Here is a 24257-nt window from a genome sequence, read left to right on the forward strand (position 1 = left end):
TTCGGCAATGTCAGGCTTTGGCCGCATCGGTGATGCGGAACTGCACCGTGCGGTTGCCGTTCCAATAATTCCCCGACAGCGAGCCGGCTACATGGATCGTGTTGCCCCTGTTCTTGAACAGGAATTCGCCCAGCGCGGTATCGACGGATCGAAAGGCGATGCCCTGGATGCGGCCGCCGCTTTCCGACTGCAGATCAGCCCGGATGTGGTTGGTGCCGACGGCCCGCGCGTCGGCCAGCCGATGGCGCGGCAGCGCGAACACCGGCGCGACATGGCCGGCGCCGAAAGGCCCGGCCTTTTCCAGTGCATCGAGCAAAGCAATCGTCGCGCCCTCGGCGGCGAGCGCGCCGTCGACGGCCAGACTTTCTTCGTCCTGCACCCGGAACACTTCGGCCGCCGCGCGCTCCTCGAAGAAAGCACGGAGTTCGCCGAGCTTGGCGCGTTCCACCGTGATGCCGGCGGCCATGCCGTGGCCGCCGCCCTTGACGATCAGCCCGGCATCGGCGGCTGCGCGCACCAGCCGTCCGAGATCGAAGCCCGACACCGAACGGCCAGAGCCGGTGCCGATGCCATTGGCGTTGAAGGCGATGGCGAAGGCCGGCCGCCGCGCATGGTCCTTCAGCCGCGAGGCGATCAAGCCGACAATGCCGGGATGCCAATTGGTGCTGGCGGTGACGATGATGGCCGGCCCATTGCCGCCGGCAAGTTCGGCGTCAGCCTCGGCGCGCGCCGCTGCCAGCATCTCCAGCTCCATCTGCTGGCGTTCCTGGTTGAGCCGGTCGAGTGTCTCGGCAATGGTCCCGGCCTCAACCGGATCGTCGGTGGCGAGCAGCCGGCTGCCAAGTGCTGCATCGCCGATGCGGCCGCCGGCATTGATGCGCGGCCCAATCAGATAGGCGAGATGAAAGGTGCTTATCGGCTCACCGATGCGGGACACCCGCGCCAGTGCGGCGAGCCCCTCATTCTTCTGCTGCCGCGCCATCTGTAGTCCCTTGACGACGAAAGCGCGGTTCACGCCGATGAGCGGCACCACATCGCAAACCGTGGCCAGCGCCGCCAGGTCGAGCAACGACAACAGGTCCGGCTGCGCGGCATCGGGCAATCGGCTGCGCAGGACCCTCGCCGTCTGCACCAGAGTGAGGAAGACGACACCGGCGGCGCACAGATGGCCTTGCCCGGAAAGGTCGTCCTCGCGATTGGGATTGACGACCGCTGTCGCCTCCGGCAGCGGGCCGCCGACCTGATGGTGGTCGAGCACCACCACATCGGCGCCTGCGGCCTTGGCGGCATCGATAGAGACAGCGCTGTTGGTGCCGCAATCGACGGTGACGATCAGCGTCGCGCCGCGCGAGACCAGTTCGCGCATAGCCTCCGGATTGGGGCCGTAGCCCTCGAAGATGCGGTCGGGAATGTAGATCTCCGAAGGCACCGAGAAATGCGTCAGGAAGCGCTTGAGCAACGCCGAAGAGGCGGCGCCGTCGACATCGTAGTCGCCGAAGATTGCCACCTTCTCCTTGGCCATGACCGCTTCGGCGATGCGGGTCGCAGCCTTGCCCATGTCGGTCAGCGAAGCCGGATCCGGCAACAGATTGCGAATCGTCGGATCGAGGAAGCGCTCGGCCTGGTCGGCGGTGACGCCGCGCCCGGCGAGCACGCGAGCCACAATGTCGGGCACGCCGTGGCCCTGCGCTATGGCCAGCGCAGTCATGTCCTGCCGCTCGCTCAACCGGTGTTCCCAGGAAACACCGGTCGCCGAATGCCTGACGTCGAGGAAGAAGCGTTTGTCGCCCGTCATAGGAGGCGTAGTCTACAGATTGTCATTTCCGGCAATATGCGACGGCTAAACAGGAAAGTCTCAACTTTTCCACCTCCTGGTGACGCGCCTTGATCTCGCGGCTCACGCCTCCGCCAGAACCCGATGATGACTGGTGGGTTCGACCTGAAATCTCAATCCGGCTCCAAATCAAAGAGAGAGAGCATTATGGCGTCCGAAACCACTTTTCAGCAGCAGCATCAATCGGTTAAAGGAGAAAAATGACTTGGCCTAGCCCGCACGCTCGATGCGGATAACCTGCGGCTTGTCTGTGAGGTGGCCGTCCTTGGTGATGCCGTCGACAGCCTTGCGCACCGCTGCTTCCGTCGTCTCGTGGGTGACCAGGATCACCGTCTTTTGCGCGTCCGTCTCGCCGCTGACGGCATGCTGGACGATCGATTCCAGCGAAATGTCGTTGTCCGCCATGCGCTTGGCGATCGCGGCGAAGACGCCGATGCGGTCGTGCACGGTCAGCCGGATGAAATAGCCGCCGGCATGGCTGCGCATCTGCGCCTTCTTGTAGGGGCGCAGTTCCTTGGCCGGCAGGCCGAACACCGGACCGTGCTGGAAGCCCGGCCGGCTCTTTGCGATGTCGGCGATATCGCCGACCACGGCGGACGCGGTGGCGTTGCCGCCGGCGCCCGGGCCGGAGAGCAGCAGTTCGCCCAGAATGTCGGTTTCGATGGCCACCGCATTGGTAACGCCATGCACCTGTGCGATCACCGACGCGGTCGGCACCATGGTCGGGTGCACACGCTGCTCGATGCCGCTGTCGGTGCGCTGCGCGACGCCGAGCAATTTTATCCGGTAGCCAAGGTCGCCCGCGGCGCGGATATCGGCCTGGCTGATATTGGAAATGCCTTCCATGTAGATGTCGTTGGCGGCGATCCTGGTGCCGAAGGCCAGGCTGGTCAGGATCGACAATTTATGCGCCGTGTCATGGCCCTCGATATCGAAAGTCGGATCGGCTTCGGCGTAGCCCAGCCGTTGCGCGTCCTTCAGGCACTCGTCGAAGGAGATGCCCTCGGCCTCCATGCGGGTCAGGATGTAGTTGCAGGTGCCGTTCAGGATGCCGAAGACGCGGGTGACCGAATTGCCGGCCATCGCCTCGCGCATCGTCTTGATGACCGGGATGCCGCCGGCAACTGCCGCCTCGTAGTTGAGCAGCACGCCCTTCTTCTCGGCGATTTCGGCAAGCGCCACGCCGTGCTTGGCCAACAGCGCCTTGTTGGCGGTGACGACGTGGCGCCCAGCCTCAAGTGCTGCCTTGACCGACGAACGCGCCGGGCCTTCATCGCCGCCGATCAACTCGACAAAGACGTCGATGTCGGCGGTCTGCGCCATCTTCACCGGATCATCGAACCATTTGGCGGCGCTGAGGTCGACGCCACGGTCGCGCTTGGCATTGCGAGCCGAAACAGCGGTGACGATGACATCGCGTCCGCACTGGCGCGTCAGTTCCGCTGCCTTGTCGCGCAGCACGCGCGCCACCGAGGCGCCAACCGTACCCAGACCCGCAATTCCAACACGCAACGCTTCAGCCATGCCCGGCGACGCCCCTCAAAAAATCTGCTCGAATAAGATGTGCGGCGACTTTAGCGATGCGCGGCGAGCGGCACCACATTGTTCGGCTGCTTGGCGCTGGACGCCAGGAAGCGCTTGATGTTGCGCGCCGCCTGCCGGATCCGGTGCTCGTTCTCGACCAGCGCGATGCGGACGTGATCGTCGCCATGCTCGCCAAAGCCGATGCCCGGCGCCACCGCCACGTCGGCGTGCTCGATCAGGAGCTTGGAAAACTCAAGCGAGCCGAGATGCTTGAACGGCTCCGGGATCGGCGCCCAGGCGAACATCGAGGCAGCCGGTGCCGGAATGGTCCAGCCGGCGCGGCTGAAGGCATCGACCATGACGTCGCGGCGCTTCAAATAGACCTCGCGCACTTCGGCGATGTCGGCGCCGTCGCCATTCAGCGCATGCGCCGCCGCCACCTGGATCGGCGTGAAGGCGCCGTAGTCGAGATAGGACTTCACCCGCGTCAACGCCGAGATCAGCCGCTCATTGCCGACGGCAAAGCCCATGCGCCAGCCGGGCATGGAGAAGGTCTTCGACATCGAGGTGAACTCGACGCAGACATCGATGGCGCCCGGCACTTGCAGCACCGAAGGCGGCGGATTGCCGTCGAAATAGATCTCCGAATAGGCAAGGTCCGACAGGATGATGATGTCGTTCTTCTTGGCGAAGGCGACCACGTCCTTGTAGAAATCGAGCGAGGCGACCAGCGCCGTCGGGTTCGACGGATAGTTGAGGATCAATGCCAGCGGCTTCGGGATCGAATGACGGACACCGCGCTCGAGCGCCGGGATGAAGCCGTCATCCGGCTCGACCTGCAGCGAACGGATGACGCCGCCCGACATGATGAAGCCGAAAGCATGGATCGGATAGGTCGGGTTGGGGCACAGGATCACGTCGCCCGGCGCGGTGATCGCCTGCGCCATGTTGGCGAAGCCTTCCTTCGAACCGAGCGTCGCCACCACCTGCGTGTCGGGATTGAGCTTCACGCCGAAGCGGCGCTGATAATAGGCGGCCTGGGCGCGGCGCAGACCTGGGATGCCGCGGGAGGAGGAATAGCGATGCGTGCGCGGATCGCGCACCACTTCGCACAATTTGTCGACGATCGCCTTCGGCGTCGGCAGGTCCGGATTGCCCATGCCAAGGTCGATAATGTCGGCGCCGCGCGAACGGGCGCTGGCCTTCAGCCGGTTGACCTGCTCGAACACGTAGGGCGGAAGCCGGCGGACCTTGTGAAATTCTTCCATGTCAGTTCCAGACGATTTAAGATTGGCTTTAGCACAGTTGGCTTGGCTAGGCGCCTTTGGCAAAGACCGCTTTCGGCGCGCGATATAGCCTTATTTGCAGGTAGGGTCGAGGGCGGGATCGCATTTGGCTTCGATCTGCTTCAGCGTGTCCTTGCCATGGTTCTTCGCCAGCGAGTTCAGCGCCGCCGGGCTGGTGGACGGGGCACCGCCGCCGCCCTTGGCCACTTGCCCCTGCTGTTCGCCCTTCAACTGGGCAAGCTTGGCCTGCGTCTCCTCAGGGGTGAGCTGCTTTGCCGCCACCTGCGGCGGGATGTTGAGATTGGGATAAGAGCCGGTGTCCTGCGCGCCCTGGGTCAGGCCGACATTCATCCCGTTGCCGGTGTTGGCGCTCGTGCAGCCACTTGCCGCCAGCAGCCCTGGCGTCAGACAGGCGATTGCAACCGCGACGCGGCAAAAGCGGCCTGCCCCCGAAAAAATGGTCTTGCCGGTGTTAATCGTCATATTGTTTTCCTGGCAGCCGGGGTACAGCGCATTGGACCCGGTCAGATGTCCCATGATAATATGTCAAGAAAACGCCTCGGGAGGAACCCCGCGAGCCATGTCCAAAACACCTGATTCGAGCAAAGCGGAAGATGATCAATCTTCGACCGTCGAGCAATATCTGGTGAAAGACCCGGAACGCTTCGCGTTGAACATGGCGCGTATGGTCGAACAGGCCGGCAAAGCCGCCTCCGCCTGGGCCGAGCCGCGCGAAAAAGGCGAGGTGCGCGATCATGTCGCCGAACCCGTGGTCGACATGGTCAAAACCTTTTCCAAGCTCAGCGAATATTGGCTGGCCGACCCGCAACGCGCGCTGGAAGCGCAGACGCGGCTGTTCGCCGGCTACATGACGGTCTGGGGCAACGCCATCCAGAAGGTTAGCCCGAATGCCGAAGCGCCGGACGATGCGGTCAAGCCCGAGCGCGGCGACAAGCGTTTTCAAGACCCCGAATGGGGTCGCAACGCTTTCTTCGATTTCCTCAAACAGGCCTATCTCGTCACCTCGCGCTGGGCGGCCGACCTGGTCGAGCACGCCGAAGGCCTCGACGACCACACCCGCCACAAGGCGAGCTTCTACGTCAAGCAGGTGTCCAATGCCATCTCGCCGTCGAACTTCATCCTGACCAATCCGGAGCTGTTTCGAGAAACCGTCGCCTCGAATGGCGAAAACCTGGTGCGCGGCATGAAGATGCTGGCCGAAGACATCGCCGCCGGCAAGGGCGACCTGAAGCTGAGACAAGCTGACTATTCGCCCTTCGAGATCGGCAAGAACGTCGCGACATCTCCCGGCAAGGTGGTCGGGCGCAGCGATGTCGCCGAAATCATCCAGTACGATCCGACGACGGAGACGGTGCTCAAGCGCCCGCTGCTGATCTGCCCGCCCTGGATCAACAAGTTCTACATCCTCGATCTCAACCCGCAAAAGTCCTTCATCCGCTGGGCGATCGAGCAAGGCCATACCGTGTTCGTCATCTCCTGGATCAATCCCGACGAGCGGCACGGCGCCAAGGGCTGGGAAGCTTACATACGGGAAGGCCTGCAATACGGCCTCGACACGATCGAGAAAGCGACCGGCGAGAAAGAGGTCAACGCCATCGGCTATTGCGTCGGCGGCACGCTGCTGGCGGCCGCACTCGCACTGCTGGCACAGGAAGGCGACAACCGCATCAAATCGGCGACCTTCTTCACCACGCAGGTCGACTTCACCCATGCCGGCGACCTGAAAGTCTTCGTCGACGAGGACCAGGTGGCAGCGGTCGAGAAATCGATGAACGAAAAGGGCTACCTCGACGGCACCAAGATGGCGACCGCCTTCAACATGCTGCGCTCGGGCGACCTGATCTGGCCTTATGTCATCAACAATTACATGCGCGGCAAGGATCCCCTTCCCTTCGACCTGCTCTACTGGAACGCCGATTCCACCCGCATGGCGGCCGCCAACCACTCCTTCTACCTGCGCAACTGTTATCTCGAGAACAATCTGACGCGTGGCGTGATGGAACTCGCCGGCCGCACTTTGTCGCTGGCCGACGTCACCATCCCGGTTTACAACCTGGCGTCGAAGGAAGATCACATCGCGCCGGCCCTTTCCGTGTTTCTCGGCTCGCAATATTTCGGCGGTGAGGTCGAGTTTGTGATGGCTGGTTCCGGCCACATTGCCGGTGTCGTCAACCCGCCGGCAGCCAAGAAATACCAGTACTGGACCGGCGGCAAACCGACAGGCGATTTTGACCAGTGGCTCGCCTCCGCGGTGGAGCATCCCGGCTCCTGGTGGACGCATTGGCAGCACTGGATCGAGACCCAGGACGACACCCTCGTTCCGGCCCGCAAGCCGGGCAAGCACATGAAAACCCTGGGTGATGCCCCCGGCACCTATGTGAAGGTGCGTGTGTAACGGCCGGCACCTTTTGCAGGTGCCTGTGTGTAACGGAATGTAATGTCTGGTGAGTTGACGAGCCGGCAAAACGGGGCGAAATGGTGTCGTCAACCTTCAAGAAGCCTCAATTGGCCTCCAACGAGCAAATAATTCAGAGGCTTGCAGAATTGACACAAGTCTCGTTTCCGGTTTGGGAACACAAGGTTATTGGATGTGAACGTTTCGACGCCGCACCAATAGCAGGCCGACCGGACACCGAGGGGGAATTTAGTTTTGAAATCAGCAGGATCGCGTCTCGCGGGGAGAGAAGGTCGCACTATAGCGGCAGCGCTTTTCTCCGTGCTTCTGGCGTCCTGCACCTCCGCTGGCGACCCCACAATGTCCGTCGGCATGCCTGGCTACAACGCGACCGCTTCTGACATCGCCGCGGCTTCCGGCGCCAGCCCTGCGGCGCCGGGCGATTCGACCGTGCAGGTCACATCCACCGGGCCGCAGATGATGATGACGGCAACGGGCGATGCGACACTGCCCGAGCAGGTCGCCTATGTGCCGGTGGCCAAGCCCGGCACCGGCTTCCCGGTCAATGTTCCCGCCGGCTCCGAAACCATTGTCGGCCAGACGCCGCAGTCGCTGCAGCAGTCAGCACAGACCGCGGCCGCAACGGACGCCGTGGCGCAGAAGATCGCCGCCGCCGATGCCGGCGTGACCGCACCGAAAGCGACGGCAGCGGCACCCGCGACCAACGAGGTCTACGTGACCGCCGCGCCCCAGCAGATCGACACGCCGAAGAAGGGCTTCCTGGCCTCACTGTTCAGCACCGCGCCAACCTCGGCGGCACCTGCTCCGCTGGTCAACTCGCGCTCGGGCGAACAGCCTGCGGTTGCTTCCCAGAAGGCCGCCCCGGCAAAGCCGATCATCACGCTGGCGTCAGCCAATTCCGCCGACAAGCCCTTGCAGCTTGCCTCGCTTGGCAACGAGAGCAACCACATCACCGGCAGCGATGCCTTGCCCGGCGTGCGCCAGACGGCGCTGTTCGAGATCAAGCGCAAATCCGGCCTCGACGACGAAAGCGACGTCGACCTGAACGAGGACGAGGGTTCGGGCGGCGCCTATCAGGTGGCCTCCGCCGCCGGCCTCGCCCGGCTGGCGCCCAATGGCCTGTTGAAGCAAAACGAGAGCGTCGACGTCGCCTGCCTGAAGCCGTCGCTGGTGCGTGTGCTGAAGACCATCGAAGGCCATTACGGCCGCAAGATGATGGTCACATCAGGCTACCGCGACCCGGCCCGCAACCGGCGCGCCAACGGCGCCAAGAATTCGCTGCACATGTATTGCGCCGCCGCCGACATCCAGGTTCCCGGCGTCTCCAAATGGGAACTGGCGAGCTACATCCGAACCATGCCCGGCCGCGGTGGCGTCGGCACCTACTGCCATACCGAATCCGTTCACGTCGACGTCGGCCCCGAGCGCGACTGGAACTGGCGCTGCCGCCGGCGGGGTTAGCATCCCCATTCGACAAACGGGCCGAGGGGCCGTTAGCAGCCTGCCGTTTTTCCCGATTAGCTATCAGCGACGTTCGAGATTAGCCGAGGCACCCGCGACTTCGTCATCCTATGGCGAAGCAAGGCGCGCAGCGACGCAGCGCAGACCATAGGATGACGACTGCGCGGGGCGTTCAGGCTAATCTCCAAAGATGTGCAATGACGCGAGGGCAGAAAACCTGGGCTGGCTCACCAAACTGGCCCTTTTCGCCCCTCTTGAAAAAAGTTTCCGCATCTGGCGGCTGATGGGTTGCCGGTTGGCAACAACGCAATTATAAGCCGCTTCGTCTGAGCGCGCCCATCGTCTAGCGGTTAGGACACCGCCCTTTCACGGCGGTAACAGGGGTTCGATTCCCCTTGGGCGTACCAGATCTTTCAGGAAAACAAGAAGCCTCGTAGCAGCCGCCGAACTAGCAGCGGCTGGAACGGTGGCGCGGCGCATCGGTTGAACCGGCGCACGCGCTGCCGTGCCGAGTCCCCTGGCGCCTGCTCGCGGCAATCTCCGGCCACTCATCCCTGGTCGTGCGCCACCTGCGGCCAGCGCTGCAACGCCGCATGGCCACCCTCTGTCAGCGCGTAGACGCCGCGCTCGGCCCTGGCGAACCAGCCATAGACATTGTCCAATAGGATGCTGGCCGCGCGCGGCGAAATCGCTTTCAGATCGCGCGGGCGTTTCGGCCCGTCGGTCATGGCTGCGGCGCAGGCCAGCGCATCCTGCCGGTAGGCGGTCATGATCGGGGCGCGCGAGCCACCGCCGACCACCGGATCGCCGCGCCGGCGACGGTGTTCCTCCATCAGTCGGGAGCGGCGCTTCGGATCGCGACGCGGCGGCAGAGCCGCCGGGCTGAGCAGCAATTCGACCTCCCCCTTGCCGCTGACAGCCAGAAGCCCGAAGCCGAGCCGCCGGCACAGCGCGCGAAAACGGCGGTCGTGCTCGCGGCCCTTGCCACGCGCCGACATGCGCGCGGCCAGCCACACTTCGTCGCATGCCGCGGCGCGATCGACACCTTGCAGCACCAGTTCGAGGTTGAACTGCAATTTCAGTTCGCAGATGACCAGCACAGGCGGCTCGCCGTCGCGCACCGCCACGATATCGCAGTGGCCGACTTCGCCCTTCACCGTGAATTCCAGGCTCTCGAGAAACCGCTTCACCGGGATGTAGAGAGACGTTTCCTGCATCGCGCAGGCATAGCCGATTCGGATCGGGTCGGCACAGGGATCGCCGAGAGGCCGACGCCTTGCGCTAAGCCGCGTCGATCCCACCATCTGCAAAAGCCATCCGTCAGGCAGGTTCTCCGACGTGATGGTCCCGCCATAGCGCTCGACGATTTCCTTGGCGATGACCGACGTCGCCAGGGCCGAGCGCGACCAGTATTTCATCGCCTGTCTCGCGTTCAACAAGGCGCTCGCCGTGGCTGGGACGGCACGATCGACAGCGCAAGGCCCGAGATCGTCGACGCCAAGACCGGTCCACGGTTAGCCACAGTGAGCGCGTGTCGGTGCTCTGTTCGAAGCTAGAGGCGGGTGCGCGTCCGGCGCTGCCCCGGTGCGGCATCGTCCGCCTTGAAATGCATCTCGTCCTGGACCGCGGCAAAAAACCGGCGGACATCGTTGGCCGCCGAAGCCGCATCGCAGCCGGCCGCGACCGCCTTGTCGAGGAGTTCGCGCGCCGTGGCCTTCCAGAACGACGTGGCCGTGTCGCCGTGCAGTCTGCCCAGCCTTGCGGCGACCTCGCGCACCAGCACGGTCTGCCGGTCTAGCGGGAAGGCACGCACATTGGCTGAGGACATATTCTGCACCATGAGACCGACGCAACGAATCAGACGCTGCTCCATGGCCTCATGCCTAGCTGTGAAGTGGGAAACGGAACCTTAACGCCGCGGAGTCCGCGCCGATTGGAGCGAGTCGGTTGGCCTGCCTCGAGGCCAAGCAGAACTCTAGACCCTCAGGCCCCTCGCCTCGCCGGCGCGCTTGGCCGTAACCATCATGTCCCTGGCCAGCAGGCCACTGACCCGGCAAAACGCCATGAAGGCGCGCCAGGCGTCCTCTGTCCTGACTACATCCACCGTGGCCCCGAAGCAGGCATTGAACGCCGCTTCATAGACCTTGCCCTGTCGCTTCTTTGGCCAGTCATGCAGGATATCCAGCGCCTGTTCGACGCTGTATATTTCCTCTACCGGCAGCCCGGGCGCGGGCGCGATGCGCACCGGCACCTCGAATTGCAATCTGTCCATTCTATATCTCCCGAACTGGCGTCGACCACAGCAACGCCGTTCGTCGTCAAAAGTTGCTTTGGCTGCTTTTGCGCGAAAATGTGTCGTCAGTGCGATCTCGGCATTCGGAGGAGATCGCGCACCTGGATGTCATCTGAGCGGCCGCGCAAGCCAGGAATATCGCCAGTATCAGTCCATTGCCGGCAGTTCTTCCTTGAACCTTGCGGCTTGCAGTGCCAAATCTGGGGAAATTTTCTAACGGGCTGATATGCGCCGCCCGCTTACAGGCAAACGGACACTATGGTCACCTATCTCGACGCCGCCACGGCACCCCTCAGGAACACCGGCCAGATCCGCCTCTACGGCGAAGAAGGATTTGCCGGCATGCGCAAGGCCTGCGATCTCACCGCGCGCTGCCTCGATGAACTGGCGCCGATGGTCCAGCCGGGTGTCACCACCGAGACCATCGACCGTTTCGTCTTCGAATTCGGCATGGACCAAGGCGCGCTACCGGCGACGCTCAACTACCGCGGCTACACCAAATCGTCCTGCACCTCGATCAACCACGTCGTTTGCCACGGCATTCCAGACAACAAGCCGTTGAAGGATGGCGACATCGTCAACATCGATGTCACCTACATCCTCGACGGCTGGCACGGGGATTCCTCGCGCATGTATCCCGTCGGCACCATCAAGCGCGCCGCCGAACGCCTGCTCGAAGTCACCCACGAGTGCCTGATGCGCGGAATCGCGGCGGTCCGGCCCGGCGCCCGCACCGGCGCCATCGGCGCCGCCATCCAGACCTATGCCGAGGCAGAGCGCTGCTCGGTGGTGCGCGATTTCTGCGGCCACGGCGTTGGCCAGCTGTTCCACGACGCACCCAACATCCTGCACTATGGCACCGCCTCGGAAGGCGTCGAGATGCGGCCGGGCATGATCTTCACCATCGAGCCCATGATCAATCTTGGCCGGCCGCATGTGAAAGTGCTGTCGGACGGCTGGACGGCGGTGACGCGCGACCGCTCGCTGTCGGCGCAGTACGAACACACGATCGGCGTCACCGAAACTGGCTGCGAGATTTTCACCCTGTCGCCAAACAAGCTCGACCGCCCCGGCCTGCCGCCGGTCAGCTGAAAACAAGATCGCCTCAAGCCGCAGCTTTGAGGCGCCGTCGCCGAAAAAACTCGACCGCGCGCTGCTTACCGCTCTAATCTGCCGTCGAAGCCTTCGGGGAGTGTGGGGGATGGATGGGGAACAGCGGTGACGACGAACGGGGGTTCTTCTCCGAGCGGTGGCTTGAACCACCGGCGAAGGACAAGGCACCAAGAGTGGCGGAGAAGCCACACTATCAGGGCCATCGCGACCGTTTGCGCGAGCGCTTCGTTGCCGGCGGCGCGGACGCCCTGCCCGACTACGAACTTCTCGAACTGCTGCTGTTTCGCCTGATCCCGCGCGTCGACACCAAGCCGATCGCCAAGGCGCTCTTGGCGCGCTTCGGCACTTTTGGCGAAGTGCTTGGCGCACCGGTGGCGCTGCTGCAGGAGGTGAAGGGCATCGGCCCCGCCGTGGCGGTCGACCTGAAGGTGATTGCCGCTGCCGCGCAGCGCATGGCGCGGACCGAGGTTCGCGACCGCGAGGTGCTGTCCAACTGGACGCAGCTTCTTGCGTACTGCCGCTCGGCGATGGCGTTCGAGAACCGCGAACAGTTCCGCATCTTGTTTCTCGACAAGAAGAACGTGCTGATCGCCGACGAGGTACAGCAGGTCGGCACCGTGGACCACACGCCGGTCTATCCGCGCGAAGTGATCAAGCGCGCGCTGGAACTGTCGGCCAGCGCCGTCATCCTGGTGCATAATCACCCATCAGGCGATCCGACACCATCGCGTGCGGACATCGAAATGACCAAGCAGATCATCGACAGCGCCAAGCCGCTCGGCATCGCCGTCCACGACCACATCATCATCGGCAAGAAAGGCAATGCCTCGATGAAGGGCCTGCTGCTGATCTGAGCCCGACGCTCGCCGGCGCCGTCAACCCAAACGCCACCGCTCGCGAGCCAATCAGCAACATTCCGCTTTGGCTCAAATGCCCACGGTTGCGGTGTAGAAGTGATATTGCGACGGAAGCGCCCGCTTCGGCGACAATGTGGTAGACCCGCGAATACGAAGCAGCCAGTTCCCGACAGCCATTGCAGGAGATCTATTCAATGACGCTCGAATGCATAAATCCAAATGACCTGCCGATTCCGGAAATGTACTCCCAGGTCGTCGTTGCGACAGGAAGCAAGCTGGTGTTCGTCTCGGGCCAGCAGCCAGAAGACATACACGGCAAGCTCGTTGGCCATGGTGATTTCGCAGTCCAGGCGCGCCTGGCGTTCGGGAATCTCGGCCGAGCGCTTGCTGCCGCCGGCGCTCGGCCCGAGCAAGTCTGCAAGATCACGATCTACATCGTCGATTACAAACGCGACGAACACGTGCCGATCATCGAAGCGGCCCAGGTCGAGCTGTTCGGCGATCACAAGCCGGCAAACGTAGTGGTCGGGATAGCAGTGATGTCTCCCGGCTACCTGATAGAGATCGATGCGATCGCGGTCATCGACCCGTAGGCCAAGCGAGGACGCGTCAAGTCGCCCAAACCAATCCCGGAGCTCGCTGCGAGATTGCCACGACTTTGATCTCTCCATCCATCCACGATCACATCGTCATCGGCAGGAATTGCGATGTCTCGATGAAGAGCCTGCTGCTCACCTGATCAACGTCGGAAACAGGAAACGAGCAATGCCCCAGCCCGGCGACGAACCATGGCCGTTCGACAAGCAACGCGCAGCCCTTCTGGTCATCGACATGCAAAGCGACTTTGTCGATGAGGGCGCCGTCATGGAAGTGGCCATGGCCCGCCATCGCATTCCGGCGATGCGGCAGGTGGTCGAGCTTTGCCGCGCGCAAGGCGTCCCGGTTATCTACACCCAGCATGTGCTCAGCGACCATTTCGATATCTCGCCGCTGGAAACCGGCTATCAGCCGAAGCTGAAAACCAAAGGAATGCGGAAAGGCAGCGCCGGCGTGATGTCGAGGGTTGCATTGTGCGATGCCTCGTCCAGTCCGCCATTGGCGTCGCTGATGAAAGCCACCTTGTAGTCGCGCATGAAGGCGCGTGATGACGGTTGCCGAGCTTGGGAACCTGTTGCGGAGTTGAACCCCAGCGTCAGCTGGCTGCGTCTCAAGCTCCGGCGCCGAGCCTGCCCTCAAGAAGGTCGCGCCGCTGCTGCAATTCGCCGGAGACGAATTTGGTGAAGGCGTGGACGCGCGCCGTGCGGCGCAAATCGTCGTGCACCAGCACCCACAGCGCCGAGCCAATCTCCTCGATCAGCCCTCCGACCCTTACAAGCCCGGGCAGGCTGTCGCCGAGATAACAGGGCAGCGCCGCAACCCCGATACCGGCGCCCGCCGCATACGACATCGTCACCAGGGAATCGGCGCGCATGGCGATCTCGACATCGGGCAGCGACGACCGCATCCAGCGGGCGACGCCGGTGTTGGCTAGGCTGTCGTCGGGCGCGATCCAGCGCAGCGCACCCAATCTCGGCTCCGGGGGTAGCGTTTCGGCATAGGAACGTGTCGCGTAGGCGGCGAAGGCGACGCCCGAAATGCGCCGGCCGACCAGGATTTCCTGCGGTTGCGACACCGGCCTGATCGCCACGTCTGCATCCCTTTGCGTCAGGTTGGCGATGGAATTCTGCGTCATCGCCTCGACCCGTATGCCGGGATGGAGCTTATGAAACGCCGCCAGGATCGGCGGCAGCACCGACGCCATCAGCGTATCGGTGGTGGTGACCCGCAACCTGCCTTCAAACCTGAGATCCTGCCCCGACAGTTTGCGCGCCAGTTCATTGACCGTCTCGGCCATTGTGCGTGCCGCGCCCAGCAGTTCCTCGCCGCCCGCGGTGAGGGCATAGCCAGTCGGCAGCCGATCGAAAAGGCGGATACCCAGCCGCGCCTCGAAGGCGTTGACGCGCCGCAGCACAGTCGTGTGGTTCACGCCCAGGATCCGAGCCGCCGCCGCCAGCGAAGCGCCATCGGCGACGGCCAGCACCATGCGCAGATCTTCCCAGTCGATATCGCGTGAGCTGTGCATTCTTGCAGAAAGATAAAAGAAAGCGATGCGCTCTGCGAGTCAAAATGACGCTTCGCTGTGCAAAAACGCAGAGCAAGCGGGCGAATCGGCATGTCGATCTGCGCATGCACGCACGCCATATGGAGTCCGACGACAAAAGAAACAGTCGCGGAGAAGAGCAATGACGCCGATAGAACTCTACACCTGCCAGACACCCAACGGGCACAAGGCCTCGATCATGCTGGAAGAGGTCGGCCTGCCCTACTCGGTCCGCTTGGTCGACATCGAAAGGGGCGACCAGACCAAGCCTGATTTCCTGGCGCTCAATCCCAACAACAAGATCCCGGTGATCGTCGACCGGGACGCCGGCCGCACGGTCTTCGAATCCGGCGCCATCCTACACTACCTGGCGCGACGGTCGGGCAAGCTTCAGCCGGTGGGCGCGCAGGAGGCGGACGATACGCTGACCTGGACCTTGTTCCAGGCGGCCCATGTCGGCCCGACGCTTGGCCAATTGTGGAATTACAAAATCTTCGCGCCGGCAAAAATCCCTTACGTGATCGAGCGTTTTGAGCGCGAAACCGGACGTGTCTTCCGCGTTCTCGATAGCCGGCTCAAGCACCATGAGCACATTGTCTGCAAAAGCTACGGCATCGCCGATGTGATGACATGGCCATGGATCAACGCGGCCGTCACCAGGCTCGGCCTCAGCCTCGATGACGCGCCAGACCTGGCGCGTTGGTATGCCGCCATAGGCCGACGCTCCGCAGTTGTCAGAGGCATTGCCGTTCCCGCCCTGCCCGAAGCATCGGCTGCCGCTTAGATCATGATGAGATTTGGTTGAAATCTCATCATGACCTAACCCTTTGTTGTAGCATGATCTTTTCCAAAAACCGGCACCCACTTTTTGGGATCATGCCCTAGCCGCCGCACCTCGCATTCAAGGAATACGATCGTGGAAATCCTCTTCATCCCTCTGGCGCTTGTCGCCGGTGGCCTGCTTGCGGTGCAAGCCGGCGCCAATGCCCAACTTTCAAAGGCGGTCGGCTCACCCTTTGCCGCGACCACGCTTCAGCTCGCGGTCGGCGCCATCGTGCTGTTGTCGATCACGGCCCTCACCGGAACGACACCGGCTCTGCTTGCCGTTCGGCAAGCCGAATGGTGGCATGCGATCGGCGGCATGGCTTCGGCCTTCTACGTTGTTTCGACCATTCTTCTGTTCCCTCGCCTTGGCGCCGTCGTGTCCGTCGGGCTCTTCATCGCTGGGCAGATGCTTGCATCCTTCGCCCTCGACACGTTCGGCTGGCTCGGGATCCCCGAAGCCGGACTGCGAGCCGGGCCTGCCTTCGGCATGCTCGTCTTGCTTGCCGGGGCTGCCCTCATCGTTCTGGGACAGAAGGGCGCGGCCGACAATACCGCATCCTCAAGACCAGGGTGGATCGGACTGGCGCTGCTGGCAGGCGCCGTGCTTCCGGTGCAAGGCGCTGTAAACGCCTTGCTTCGGCACGACCTTGGCGGCGCGCCGTTTGCGGTCGGCACCATCTCGTTCCTGGTGGCGATGCTGGCCATGGCCGCGGTGCTTCTGATCGCGCTTGCCCTGACGAAGACGCCCCGCCCTCGCCTCGCCGGCCTGTCGTCGATGCCCTGGTGGGGCTGGCTCGGAGGTTTTGCCGGCGCCACCTATGTCACGACCGTGTTCACCGCCATCCCCGTCATCGGAGCGGCAGCTGCCGTCAGCCTGACGGTGGCCGGCCAGCAGGTCGCCGGCATCTTCGTCGACACCTTCGGCTGGTTCCGCCTGCCGCAGCGGCTTGTCTCCGGCATGCGGCTCGCCGGCGTCGTGCTGCTTTTGGCCGGCTGCATCATCATCAAGGCGCTTTGATCCCGCTGGAACAAGGCAAGCCGAATCAAGCCAGCCCCTGCCCTCCCTGATTTGGGGGGTCAGGTGTCGCTCCGGCGTCACCAACGAAGCAAGGTCCGGGCGCCGCAGAAGCAATTTTTCGCTCCTTCCACAACCGGCTCTAGAATTTCGATCGCAAATCACGCATGATGCACTTGGTATTTTCCCGGGACGGCTTCGCGCCCCCTGAAATACCGGGAGGAACGGGACATGCCCATAGTGGTTGTACTCGTTTTGATCGTCGTGGGCTCGGTGTTGTTCCACTTCCTGAGCCCATGGTGGTGGACTCCGATTGCCTCGAATTGGGACTATATCGACAACACCATCATCATCACCTTTTGGATTACCGGCGTCGTCTTCGCCGCAGTCGTCCTATTCATGGCCTATTGCGTTTTCCGCTTCCGTCACCGCGAAGGCAACCAGGCGGCCTACGAACCGGAGAACAAGCGGCTCGAATGGTGGCTGACGATCGTCACCGGAGTGGGTGTTACCGCCATGCTGGTTCCCGGCCTGTTTGTCTGGAGCCGGTTCGTCAACGTTCCAAGCGACGCAACCGTGGTCGAAGTCGTCGGCCAGCAATGGCAGTGGAGCTTCCGCTTGCCCGGCAAGGACGGCAAACTCGGCACATCCGACACCCGCGACGTCACCGCTGAAAATCCGCTGGGCGTGATCGCCAAGGATCCCAGCGGCCAGGACGACGTCGTGGTCGAAGCGGCCGACCTGCATCTGCCGGTCGGCAAGCCGGTCAAGATGCTGCTGCGCTCGATCGATGTGTTGCACGATTTCTACGTTCCGGAATTCCGCGCCAAGATGGACATGATACCGGGCTCGGTCACCTATTTCTGGTTCACCCCCACCAAGACCGGGACCTTCCAGGTTCTGTGCGCCGAACTGTGCGGCCAGGGGCACCCGATGATGCATGGCATCGTCATGGTCGATACCGAGCAGGACTATGTGGCCTGGCTCGACCAGCAGCAGACGTTCGCGCAGTTGTCGGCGCCGCAGCAGACGGGCTCGGTGGAACAGGCGCCGGGCAACGCGACGGCGTCAGCTCTAGAAGTTGCGGCAAAACTCGAAACTGTCGGGTCCCGCTGAAGGGCACGGAGGTGCTCCGCCTATGGTCGATATCACGCCTGCAGATGCCGTCCCGCCCGCCGAAGTCGCGGAAATGGAGCTTTACCATCCGCACAGCTGGTGGACGAAGTATGTCTTCTCGCAGGACGCCAAGGTCATCGCCATCCAGTATTCGGCGACCGCAACGGCCATCGGCCTGGTCGCGCTGGTGCTGTCCTGGCTGATGCGGCTGCAGCTCGGCTTCCCCGGCACGTTCGATTTCATCACCCCCGAGGCCTACTACCAGTTCATCACCATGCACGGCATGATCATGGTGATCTACCTGCTCACGGCACTCTTCCTCGGCGGCTTCGGCAACTACCTGATCCCGCTGATGGTCGGCGCCCGCGACATGGTCTTTCCCTATGTCAACATGCTGAGCTACTGGATCTACCTCCTTGCCGTGCTGGTGCTGGTGTCGAGCTTCTTTGCGCCCGGCGGACCGACCGGCGCCGGCTGGACGCTCTATCCGCCGCAAGCCATCATGACCGGCACACCTGGCGGCCAGGAATGGGGCATCATCCTGATGCTCGTCTCGCTGATCCTGTTCATCATCGGCTTCACCATGGGCGGTCTGAACTATGTCGTGACGGTGCTGCAGGCCCGCACGCGCGGCATGACGATGATGCGCCTGCCGCTGACCGTCTGGGGCATCTTCACCGCCACCGTCATGGCGCTGCTCGCCTTTCCGGCGCTGTTCGTCGCCTGCGTGATGATGCTGCTTGACCGCGCGCTTGGAACCTCCTTCTTCATGCCCGCAGTTGTCGAGATGGGGGAACAGCTACAGCACAATGGCGGCAGCCCGATCCTGTTCCAGCATCTGTTCTGGTTCTTCGGCCACCCGGAAGTCTACATCGTGGCGCTGCCGGCCTTCGGCATCGTCTCCGATCTGATCAGCACGCATGCGCGCAAGAACATTTTTGGCTACCGAATGATGGTCTGGGCCATCGTTGGCATCGGCGCGCTGAGCTTCGTGGTCTGGGCGCACCACATGTATGTCAGCGGCATGCACCCCTATTTCGGCTTCTTCTTCGCCACCACGACACTGATCATCGCCATCCCGACGGCGATCAAGGTCTACAATTGGGTGCTGACGCTGTGGCGGGGCGACATCCATCTCACCATACCGATGCTGTTTGCCATGGCTTTCATCGTCACCTTCGTCAATGGCGGGTTGACCGGGCTGTTTCTCGGCAACGTCGTCGTCGACGTCCCGCTGTCGGACACGATGTTCGTCGTCGCTCACTTCCATATGGTCATGGGTGTTGCTCCGATCGTCGTCATCTTCGGCGCGATCTACCACTGGTACCCGAAGGTCACCGGCCGGATGCTGGACGAGACGCTCGGCCGGTTCCATTTCTGGGTCACATTCCTCGGCGCCTACCTGATCTTCTTTCCCATGCATTACATCGGCCTGATGGGCGTGCCGCGGCGCTATGCCGAACTGAGCGACGTGACGGTCATGACGGAGTCGGCGCATCACCTGAACTCGTTCATCAGCATCATGGCGTTTATCGTCGGCTTCGCCCAGATCGTTTTCCTGTTCAATCTTATCTGGAGCATCCGCCATGGGCGCGAGGCCGGTGGCAATCCATGGCGAGCCACGACACTCGAATGGCAAACGCCGCAGACGCCACCGGCGCATGGCAATTTCGGCAAGGATCTGCCGATTGTCTATCGCTGGGCCTATGACTACAGCGTGCCGGGCGCCAAGGAGGACTTCATTCCGCAAAACATGCCGGGCACGTTCGGCCCCTCCAGGGAGCCGGCATGAGCGTCATCCTGGTCTTCCTTCTCGTGATCGCCGGCTTTGCCGGCTGGTGGCTCTCGCATCAGCGGCTGATGGCGAAACCATGGCTCGAGCAAGGTGTGGCAGGAGATTTTGTCGCCTTCGACCGATCGAGCCTGCCGACCGCCAAGATTGGCCTCGGTGTCTTCCTCGCCGTGGTCGGCTGCCTGTTTGCGCTGTTCACCAGCGCCTACTTCATGCGTATGGCGCTGTCGGACTGGCAGCCGCTGCCCATCCCACGCCTGCTCTGGCTCAACACCGGCATGCTGGTGCTGAGCAGCGTTGCCCTGCAATGCGCCTCGATCGCGGCGCGCAAGCGCCAGATGGACACGGTCAGGCTCGGCCTTGCCGCGGCTGGGCTCACCGCGATCGCCTTCCTCATCGGGCAGCTCATGGCATGGCGGGACCTGACCGCCGATGGCTATTTTCTGGCCTCCAATCCGGCCAACAGTTTTTTCTACCTGATAACCGGGATGCACGGCCTGCATATAGTGGGAGGGCTGGTGGGCCTGGGCAGGACAACCGCCGGCGCCTGGAACGGGGCACGGCCGGAACGGCTTCGCCTCAGCGTCGAATTATGCGCCATGTACTGGCATTTCCTGCTTTTCGTCTGGCTCGCCATCTTCGCTCTTTTAGCCGGCTGGGCCGCGACGTTCATCGATATTTGCCGGCAGTTGCTGACCTAGGAGGTCGAGGAGCATGGCAGAAACGACACTGACGCATACCGGCCAAACGGAGACGCGGCCCGCAGGCTGGCAAGGGATCGCCGCCGATTGGTCCTCGGATCAGCGCGCGTTCAAGAACGTGTCCTGGGGCAAGGCCATGATGTGGATCTTCCTGCTCAGCGACACCTTCATCTTCGGCTGCTTCCTGCTCTCCTACATGACCGCGCGCGTCTCCACACGTGTGCCGTGGCCCAATCCGAGCGAGGTCTTTGCGCTTCGCATCGGCGGTTCGGACATTCCACTGATCCTGATCGCCATCATGACCTTCGTGCTGATATCGAGCAGCGGAACGATGGCCATGGCGGTCAATTTTGGCTATCGCCGCGACCGCCGCAAAACCGCAATCCTCATGCTTCTGACGGCAGCGCTAGGAGCCACCTTCGTCGGCATGCAAGCCTTCGAATGGACCAAGCTGATTACCGAAGGCGTACGGCCGTGGGGCAATCCCTGGGGCGCGGCACAATTCGGCTCGACTTTCTTCATGATCACCGGCTTCCACGGCACGCATGTGACGATCGGGGTGATCTTCCTCATCATCGTGGCGCGAAAGGTCTGGCGTGGAGACTACGACGTCGGTCGTCCCGGCTTCTTCACCAGCCGCAGGGGTCGCTACGAGAACGTCGAAATCATGGGGCTCTACTGGCATTTCGTCGACCTGGTCTGGGTGTTTATTTTCGCATTCTTCTATCTTTGGTGAGAGGCTGACATGGCTGAAGCAACCGCAAACGGCCTCGGGCAACACGCGCTGCACTCTGATCATGCGCATGAAGGGCCATCGACCGGCGTCGCGGAGGTTCATCAGGAACATCCGATCAAGCTCTATCTGGTGGTCTGGGCATGGCTGTTCATCCTCAGCGCCTGCTCCTACATGGTCGATTATCTCGGCATCCACGGCTATCTCAGATGGTCTCTGATCCTGATCTTCATGATCCTCAAGGCCGGGCTGATCGTCGCCGTGTTCATGCACATGGCCTGGGAGCGGCTGGCCCTGACCTATGCGATCATCCTGCCGCCACTTCTGATATTGGTGTTCGTGGCGATGATGCTCTTCGAAGCGGACTACACGCTTCTCACCCGGTTGTCCTTCTTCGGACCGGGGCCCTGACGCACAGTCTTCATCTCCGGTCAAAGACCGGAGATGAAGCTTCCCATCAGCTGATCTGCAGGGTCAGAGGCCTACCCGCGTCGGGGACGATGGCGGCTCCACAACCTTGCGGTAGACATGCCAGGTGGCGTGACCCAGGATCGGCAGCACGACCGCCAGCCCGGCAAACACCGGCAGCGAGCCTATGATCAGGGCGACGGCGACAATCAGTCCCCAGACAGCCATGGGGATCGGGTTCGCCAGCACCGCTCGCACCGACGTGTGGATGGCTTCGTAGGCGCCGACGTCGCGGTCGAGCAGCAATGGGAAGGCGACAACCGTCGTGCACAACACCACCGCGGCGAAGACGAAGCCGATGGCGTGCCCCAGGACAATCAGAGACCAGCCGCGTCCGGTGGCAAATATTTCATTGATGAAGCCCGAAATCGATGCAGGCGGAGCCGGGCCGAAGAGATATTCGTAGAACACCTGCGCCGCCAAAAGCCAGGCGATGAAGATTGCAACCAGCATGATCCCGACTGCGGCGATGGCTGGCAGGGCCGGAGAATTCCTGACCTCGAACGCGTGCGTCCAGGAGGTGTCGAGCCCGGCTTCTCGTCTGCGGCTGATCTCGTAAAGGCCGATCGCCGCGAATGGACCGATAAGCGCAAAGCCGGACACCAGCGGAAACAACATCGGCAACGCATTGGCACCCGAAGTCCAGGCAGCGAGCACCACGCCGACAAGCGGATAGATCAGGCAGAGAAAGACGATGTGCGACGGTTTGACCATAAAATCGTCAACACCGCGCTTGAGCGCATCGAAAAGATCGGAAACACTGATTTTTCGGATTTTGGTGTGTTCCAGCGTTTCGCTGGCGCCTGCAATCACGTGAAAACTTGTCATGCCCGTTCCTCCAGACCAGGTCCGGCAAGGTCGCGGTATCACGGTGCTGCCGTTCTGCATGACTGGCCACGCGAACCGCGACCTGCACCGCAATCAATATACTCCATTGACTGGAGCTTGTCGCCCGTTCTTACAAAAGGCTCCCGGAGGCGAAGTTTCCGAACACAGCGTCATGCCGTCACCCTCCGGCTGACATGAACGCGCGCATCGCGATGGTATCGGCAAGCAGCACGGCAAAGATCGCGAAAAGATAGAAGATCGAATAGGCAAACAGCGCCTTGGCCGGCTTCATCTCCTTGTTGAGGATGACCAGGGCGTTCCAGGCATGCCAGATGAAACCCGCGCCCAACGCAGCCGAAACAATCCCATAGACCCCGCTCGTAAATCCGAACGCCCAAGGCAGCACTCCGATCGGTGCCAGGAGCAGTGAATAGGCGAAGATCTGCCTTCTGGTCGAGGCCTGGCCGGCCACGTTCGGCATCATCGGGATGCCGGCAGCGGCATAGTCGCCGGCCTTGAACAGTGCGAGCGCCCAGAAATGCGGCGGCGTCCACAGGAAAATGATCAGGAACAGGATGAGGCTTTCAATGCCGATGGCGCCGGTGGCCGCCGCCCAACCGATCATCGGAGGAAGGGCACCCGCCGCGCCGCCGATGACGATGTTCTGCGGTGTCGAGCGCTTCAGCCACATCGTATAGATGACGACGTAGAAAAAGATGGTGAAGGCCAGCAGTGACGCGGCAAGCCAGCTCACCAGCACGCCGAGCGTCATGACCGAAAGTGCGGAAAGCACCAGGCCGAAGCCGAGCGCTTCGCCGGCCGTGACGCGGCCCGACGGAACCGGCCGCTTTGACGTGCGCGACATCAGCGCGTCGATGTCGGCGTCGTACCACATGTTGAGCGCGCCGGCCGCTCCCGCTCCAACCGCAATAGCACCTATGGCGATCACGGCGATGACCGGGTTCATCGCGCCGGGCGCCACCATCAGACCGACGAAGGCGGTAAACACGGCAAGGGCCATGACCCGAGGCTTCAAGAGCGCAAAGAAATCACTGGCCGTCGCTTCCGAGAGGCGGACGCCGGTATCCTTGAGGCTTTCCTTGACCGACATTTGAGACGACCATCGATGGAAACCGGGCAGCCTAGAGCAATTCCAGGAAAGTGTATGGGGTTTTCCGCCCGGAATTGCGTAAGAACAAAGAGATCGAGCGGATCGCAGTTTCCGTGAAACGGTGAAACGCTCTGGCCGGCCGAAGAGCCAGGTTACGGGGAAAATTGCTTCAGATAGGCGATGACGTTGGCGACGTCCTCGTCCTTCTTGAGGCCGGGAAACGCCATCTTCGTCCCTTTGACCATTGCCTTGGGGTCGTGAAGATACGTCGTCAGTGTCGGCTCATCCCATTTGACGCCGGATGTGCCGGCCGCGATCATGGCTTCGGAATATTTAAAATCCGGATGCGTGCCGGCCGTCCGGCCGATAACGCCATGCAACGAAGGGCCTATCTTGTTGGTGTCTTGGTCTGCGACGTGGCAGACCTTGCATTTGGTGAAGACCTTCTCGCCCGCCGCGGCGTCCTGTGCCCGCGATGGATTGGCGATGAAAGTTGCAACGGAAACGACGGCGAAAAACGCAACCAAGCGCATGGCATTCCTCCCTGATCGTCAAATTTTCCTCAGACGGTCTGCACATGCCGGTAGCACCAGCATGCGCCCTGCACGGCAGAATAGATTCTCCGCTCCTCCCCAGATGGAATTGCGCCACCTGTGTACCACAGAATCTGGCCGGTAGGTAGAACAGGTCGACCGTACAAAGGTTCAGGTGGGCTGCGGTGGC

24 protein-coding genes and 1 tRNA gene are annotated in these 24257 nt (G+C 62.5%); 14 read left to right on the forward strand and 11 right to left on the reverse strand.

Going from position 1 to position 24257, the window contains the following annotated elements; genetic code table 11:
* Positions 1-10: 10 nt before the first annotated feature.
* The 4 genes from recJ to AC3CCE_RS20780 form a co-directional block, all read right to left on the reverse strand.
* Positions 11-1795, reverse strand: a complete 1785-nt coding sequence (gene recJ / locus AC3CCE_RS20765; RefSeq protein ID WP_352625690.1) for a single-stranded-DNA-specific exonuclease RecJ — start codon at positions 1793-1795, stop codon at positions 11-13.
* A gap of 249 nt (positions 1796-2044) precedes the next feature.
* The gene (locus AC3CCE_RS20770) at positions 2045-3358 is read right to left on the reverse strand and encodes a homoserine dehydrogenase (protein WP_352518668.1); all 1314 of its coding nucleotides are present in this window, start codon (positions 3356-3358) and stop codon (positions 2045-2047) included.
* A 50-nt stretch (positions 3359-3408) separates the two neighbouring features.
* Positions 3409-4626, reverse strand: a complete 1218-nt coding sequence (locus AC3CCE_RS20775) for an LL-diaminopimelate aminotransferase (RefSeq protein ID WP_023681615.1) — start codon at positions 4624-4626, stop codon at positions 3409-3411.
* 90 nt (positions 4627-4716) lie between these two features.
* Positions 4717-5127 (reverse strand): hypothetical protein, encoded by a 411-nt coding sequence (locus AC3CCE_RS20780; protein ID WP_023753345.1) that lies wholly within the window; start codon positions 5125-5127, stop codon positions 4717-4719.
* A 97-nt stretch (positions 5128-5224) separates the two neighbouring features.
* On the opposite strand from AC3CCE_RS20780, the gene phaC reads away from it, so the two are divergent.
* The 3 genes from phaC (at position 5225) to AC3CCE_RS20795 (ending at position 8949) form a co-directional block, all read left to right on the forward strand.
* Positions 5225-7060 (forward strand): class I poly(R)-hydroxyalkanoic acid synthase, encoded by a 1836-nt coding sequence (gene phaC, locus AC3CCE_RS20785; RefSeq protein ID WP_352625687.1) that lies wholly within the window; start codon positions 5225-5227, stop codon positions 7058-7060.
* A gap of 360 nt (positions 7061-7420) precedes the next feature.
* Positions 7421-8542, forward strand: coding sequence for a D-Ala-D-Ala carboxypeptidase family metallohydrolase (locus AC3CCE_RS20790; RefSeq protein ID WP_352625685.1), 1122 nt, complete (start codon positions 7421-7423; stop codon positions 8540-8542).
* Between the two features lie 332 nt (positions 8543-8874).
* Positions 8875-8949, forward strand: a tRNA-Glu gene (locus tag AC3CCE_RS20795).
* A gap of 141 nt (positions 8950-9090) precedes the next feature.
* On the opposite strand, the gene AC3CCE_RS20800 is transcribed toward AC3CCE_RS20795, so the two are convergent.
* The 3 genes from AC3CCE_RS20800 to AC3CCE_RS20810 all read right to left on the reverse strand — a co-directional run bounded on the left by AC3CCE_RS20800 (position 9091) and on the right by AC3CCE_RS20810 (position 10814).
* Positions 9091-9759: a DUF2161 domain-containing phosphodiesterase gene (locus AC3CCE_RS20800; RefSeq protein ID WP_023688243.1), complete on the reverse strand. Its 669-nt coding sequence runs from the start codon at positions 9757-9759 to the stop codon at positions 9091-9093.
* Positions 9760-10094: 335 nt separating this feature from the next.
* Positions 10095-10370, reverse strand: a complete 276-nt coding sequence (locus AC3CCE_RS20805; protein ID WP_352625683.1) for a DUF6074 family protein — start codon at positions 10368-10370, stop codon at positions 10095-10097.
* 147 nt (positions 10371-10517) lie between these two features.
* Positions 10518-10814: a DUF982 domain-containing protein gene (locus AC3CCE_RS20810; RefSeq protein ID WP_023688240.1), complete on the reverse strand. Its 297-nt coding sequence runs from the start codon at positions 10812-10814 to the stop codon at positions 10518-10520.
* 279 nt (positions 10815-11093) lie between these two features.
* Here AC3CCE_RS20810 and map point away from each other — a divergent pair, with 279 nt between their 5' ends.
* From map to AC3CCE_RS20830, 4 genes are all read left to right on the forward strand, one after another.
* Complete coding sequence (gene map, locus AC3CCE_RS20815) at positions 11094-11927, forward strand: type I methionyl aminopeptidase (RefSeq protein ID WP_352625681.1); 834 nt, start codon at positions 11094-11096, stop codon at positions 11925-11927.
* Between the two features lie 113 nt (positions 11928-12040).
* The gene (gene radC, locus AC3CCE_RS20820; protein ID WP_352625679.1) at positions 12041-12802 is read left to right on the forward strand and encodes a RadC family protein; all 762 of its coding nucleotides are present in this window, start codon (positions 12041-12043) and stop codon (positions 12800-12802) included.
* A gap of 197 nt (positions 12803-12999) precedes the next feature.
* Positions 13000-13398, forward strand: coding sequence for a RidA family protein (locus AC3CCE_RS20825; RefSeq protein ID WP_023667656.1), 399 nt, complete (start codon positions 13000-13002; stop codon positions 13396-13398).
* Between the two features lie 172 nt (positions 13399-13570).
* Positions 13571-13930, forward strand: a complete 360-nt coding sequence (locus AC3CCE_RS20830) for an isochorismatase family protein (RefSeq protein ID WP_352596465.1) — start codon at positions 13571-13573, stop codon at positions 13928-13930.
* 82 nt (positions 13931-14012) lie between these two features.
* Here AC3CCE_RS20830 and AC3CCE_RS20835 read toward each other — a convergent pair whose 3' ends face one another.
* On the reverse strand, positions 14013-14927 hold the full coding sequence (locus AC3CCE_RS20835; protein ID WP_352543114.1) for a LysR family transcriptional regulator: 915 nt from the start codon (positions 14925-14927) through the stop codon (positions 14013-14015).
* A gap of 160 nt (positions 14928-15087) precedes the next feature.
* Here AC3CCE_RS20835 and AC3CCE_RS20840 point away from each other — a divergent pair, with 160 nt between their 5' ends.
* The 7 genes from AC3CCE_RS20840 (at position 15088) to AC3CCE_RS20870 (ending at position 21538) form a co-directional block, all read left to right on the forward strand.
* Positions 15088-15729, forward strand: coding sequence for a glutathione S-transferase family protein (locus tag AC3CCE_RS20840; RefSeq protein ID WP_352625676.1), 642 nt, complete (start codon positions 15088-15090; stop codon positions 15727-15729).
* 132 nt (positions 15730-15861) lie between these two features.
* A complete protein-coding gene (locus AC3CCE_RS20845) occupies positions 15862-16788 on the forward strand; it encodes a DMT family transporter (RefSeq protein WP_023705987.1) in 927 nt (308 codons plus the stop codon).
* 228 nt (positions 16789-17016) lie between these two features.
* Positions 17017-17901, forward strand: coding sequence for a cytochrome c oxidase subunit II (locus AC3CCE_RS20850; RefSeq protein WP_023667661.1), 885 nt, complete (start codon positions 17017-17019; stop codon positions 17899-17901).
* A gap of 22 nt (positions 17902-17923) precedes the next feature.
* Positions 17924-19693, forward strand: coding sequence for a cytochrome c oxidase subunit I (gene ctaD, locus AC3CCE_RS20855; RefSeq protein WP_352511700.1), 1770 nt, complete (start codon positions 17924-17926; stop codon positions 19691-19693).
* The gene (locus tag AC3CCE_RS20860; protein WP_023688233.1) at positions 19690-20394 is read left to right on the forward strand and encodes a cytochrome c oxidase subunit 3; all 705 of its coding nucleotides are present in this window, start codon (positions 19690-19692) and stop codon (positions 20392-20394) included. The genes ctaD and AC3CCE_RS20860 overlap by 4 nt, the downstream gene beginning before the upstream one ends.
* A 13-nt stretch (positions 20395-20407) precedes the next feature.
* Positions 20408-21130: a heme-copper oxidase subunit III family protein gene (locus tag AC3CCE_RS20865; RefSeq protein WP_023667664.1), complete on the forward strand. Its 723-nt coding sequence runs from the start codon at positions 20408-20410 to the stop codon at positions 21128-21130.
* Between the two features lie 9 nt (positions 21131-21139).
* Complete coding sequence (locus AC3CCE_RS20870) at positions 21140-21538, forward strand: cytochrome C oxidase subunit IV family protein (protein ID WP_023667665.1); 399 nt, start codon at positions 21140-21142, stop codon at positions 21536-21538.
* A gap of 63 nt (positions 21539-21601) precedes the next feature.
* Here the strand turns inward: AC3CCE_RS20870 and AC3CCE_RS20875 are convergent, their stop codons facing one another.
* From AC3CCE_RS20875 to AC3CCE_RS20885, 3 genes are all read right to left on the reverse strand, one after another.
* The gene (locus tag AC3CCE_RS20875; RefSeq protein WP_023691119.1) at positions 21602-22423 is read right to left on the reverse strand and encodes a DUF2189 domain-containing protein; all 822 of its coding nucleotides are present in this window, start codon (positions 22421-22423) and stop codon (positions 21602-21604) included.
* A gap of 178 nt (positions 22424-22601) precedes the next feature.
* On the reverse strand, positions 22602-23534 hold the full coding sequence (locus AC3CCE_RS20880; RefSeq protein WP_352625672.1) for a heme o synthase: 933 nt from the start codon (positions 23532-23534) through the stop codon (positions 22602-22604).
* Between the two features lie 152 nt (positions 23535-23686).
* Entirely contained in the window at positions 23687-24067 is a 381-nt protein-coding gene (locus tag AC3CCE_RS20885) for a c-type cytochrome (protein ID WP_023667668.1), read from the reverse strand.
* Positions 24068-24257: the final 190 nt, after the last annotated feature.

This window comes from Mesorhizobium sp. P160187, from assembly GCF_057766425.1.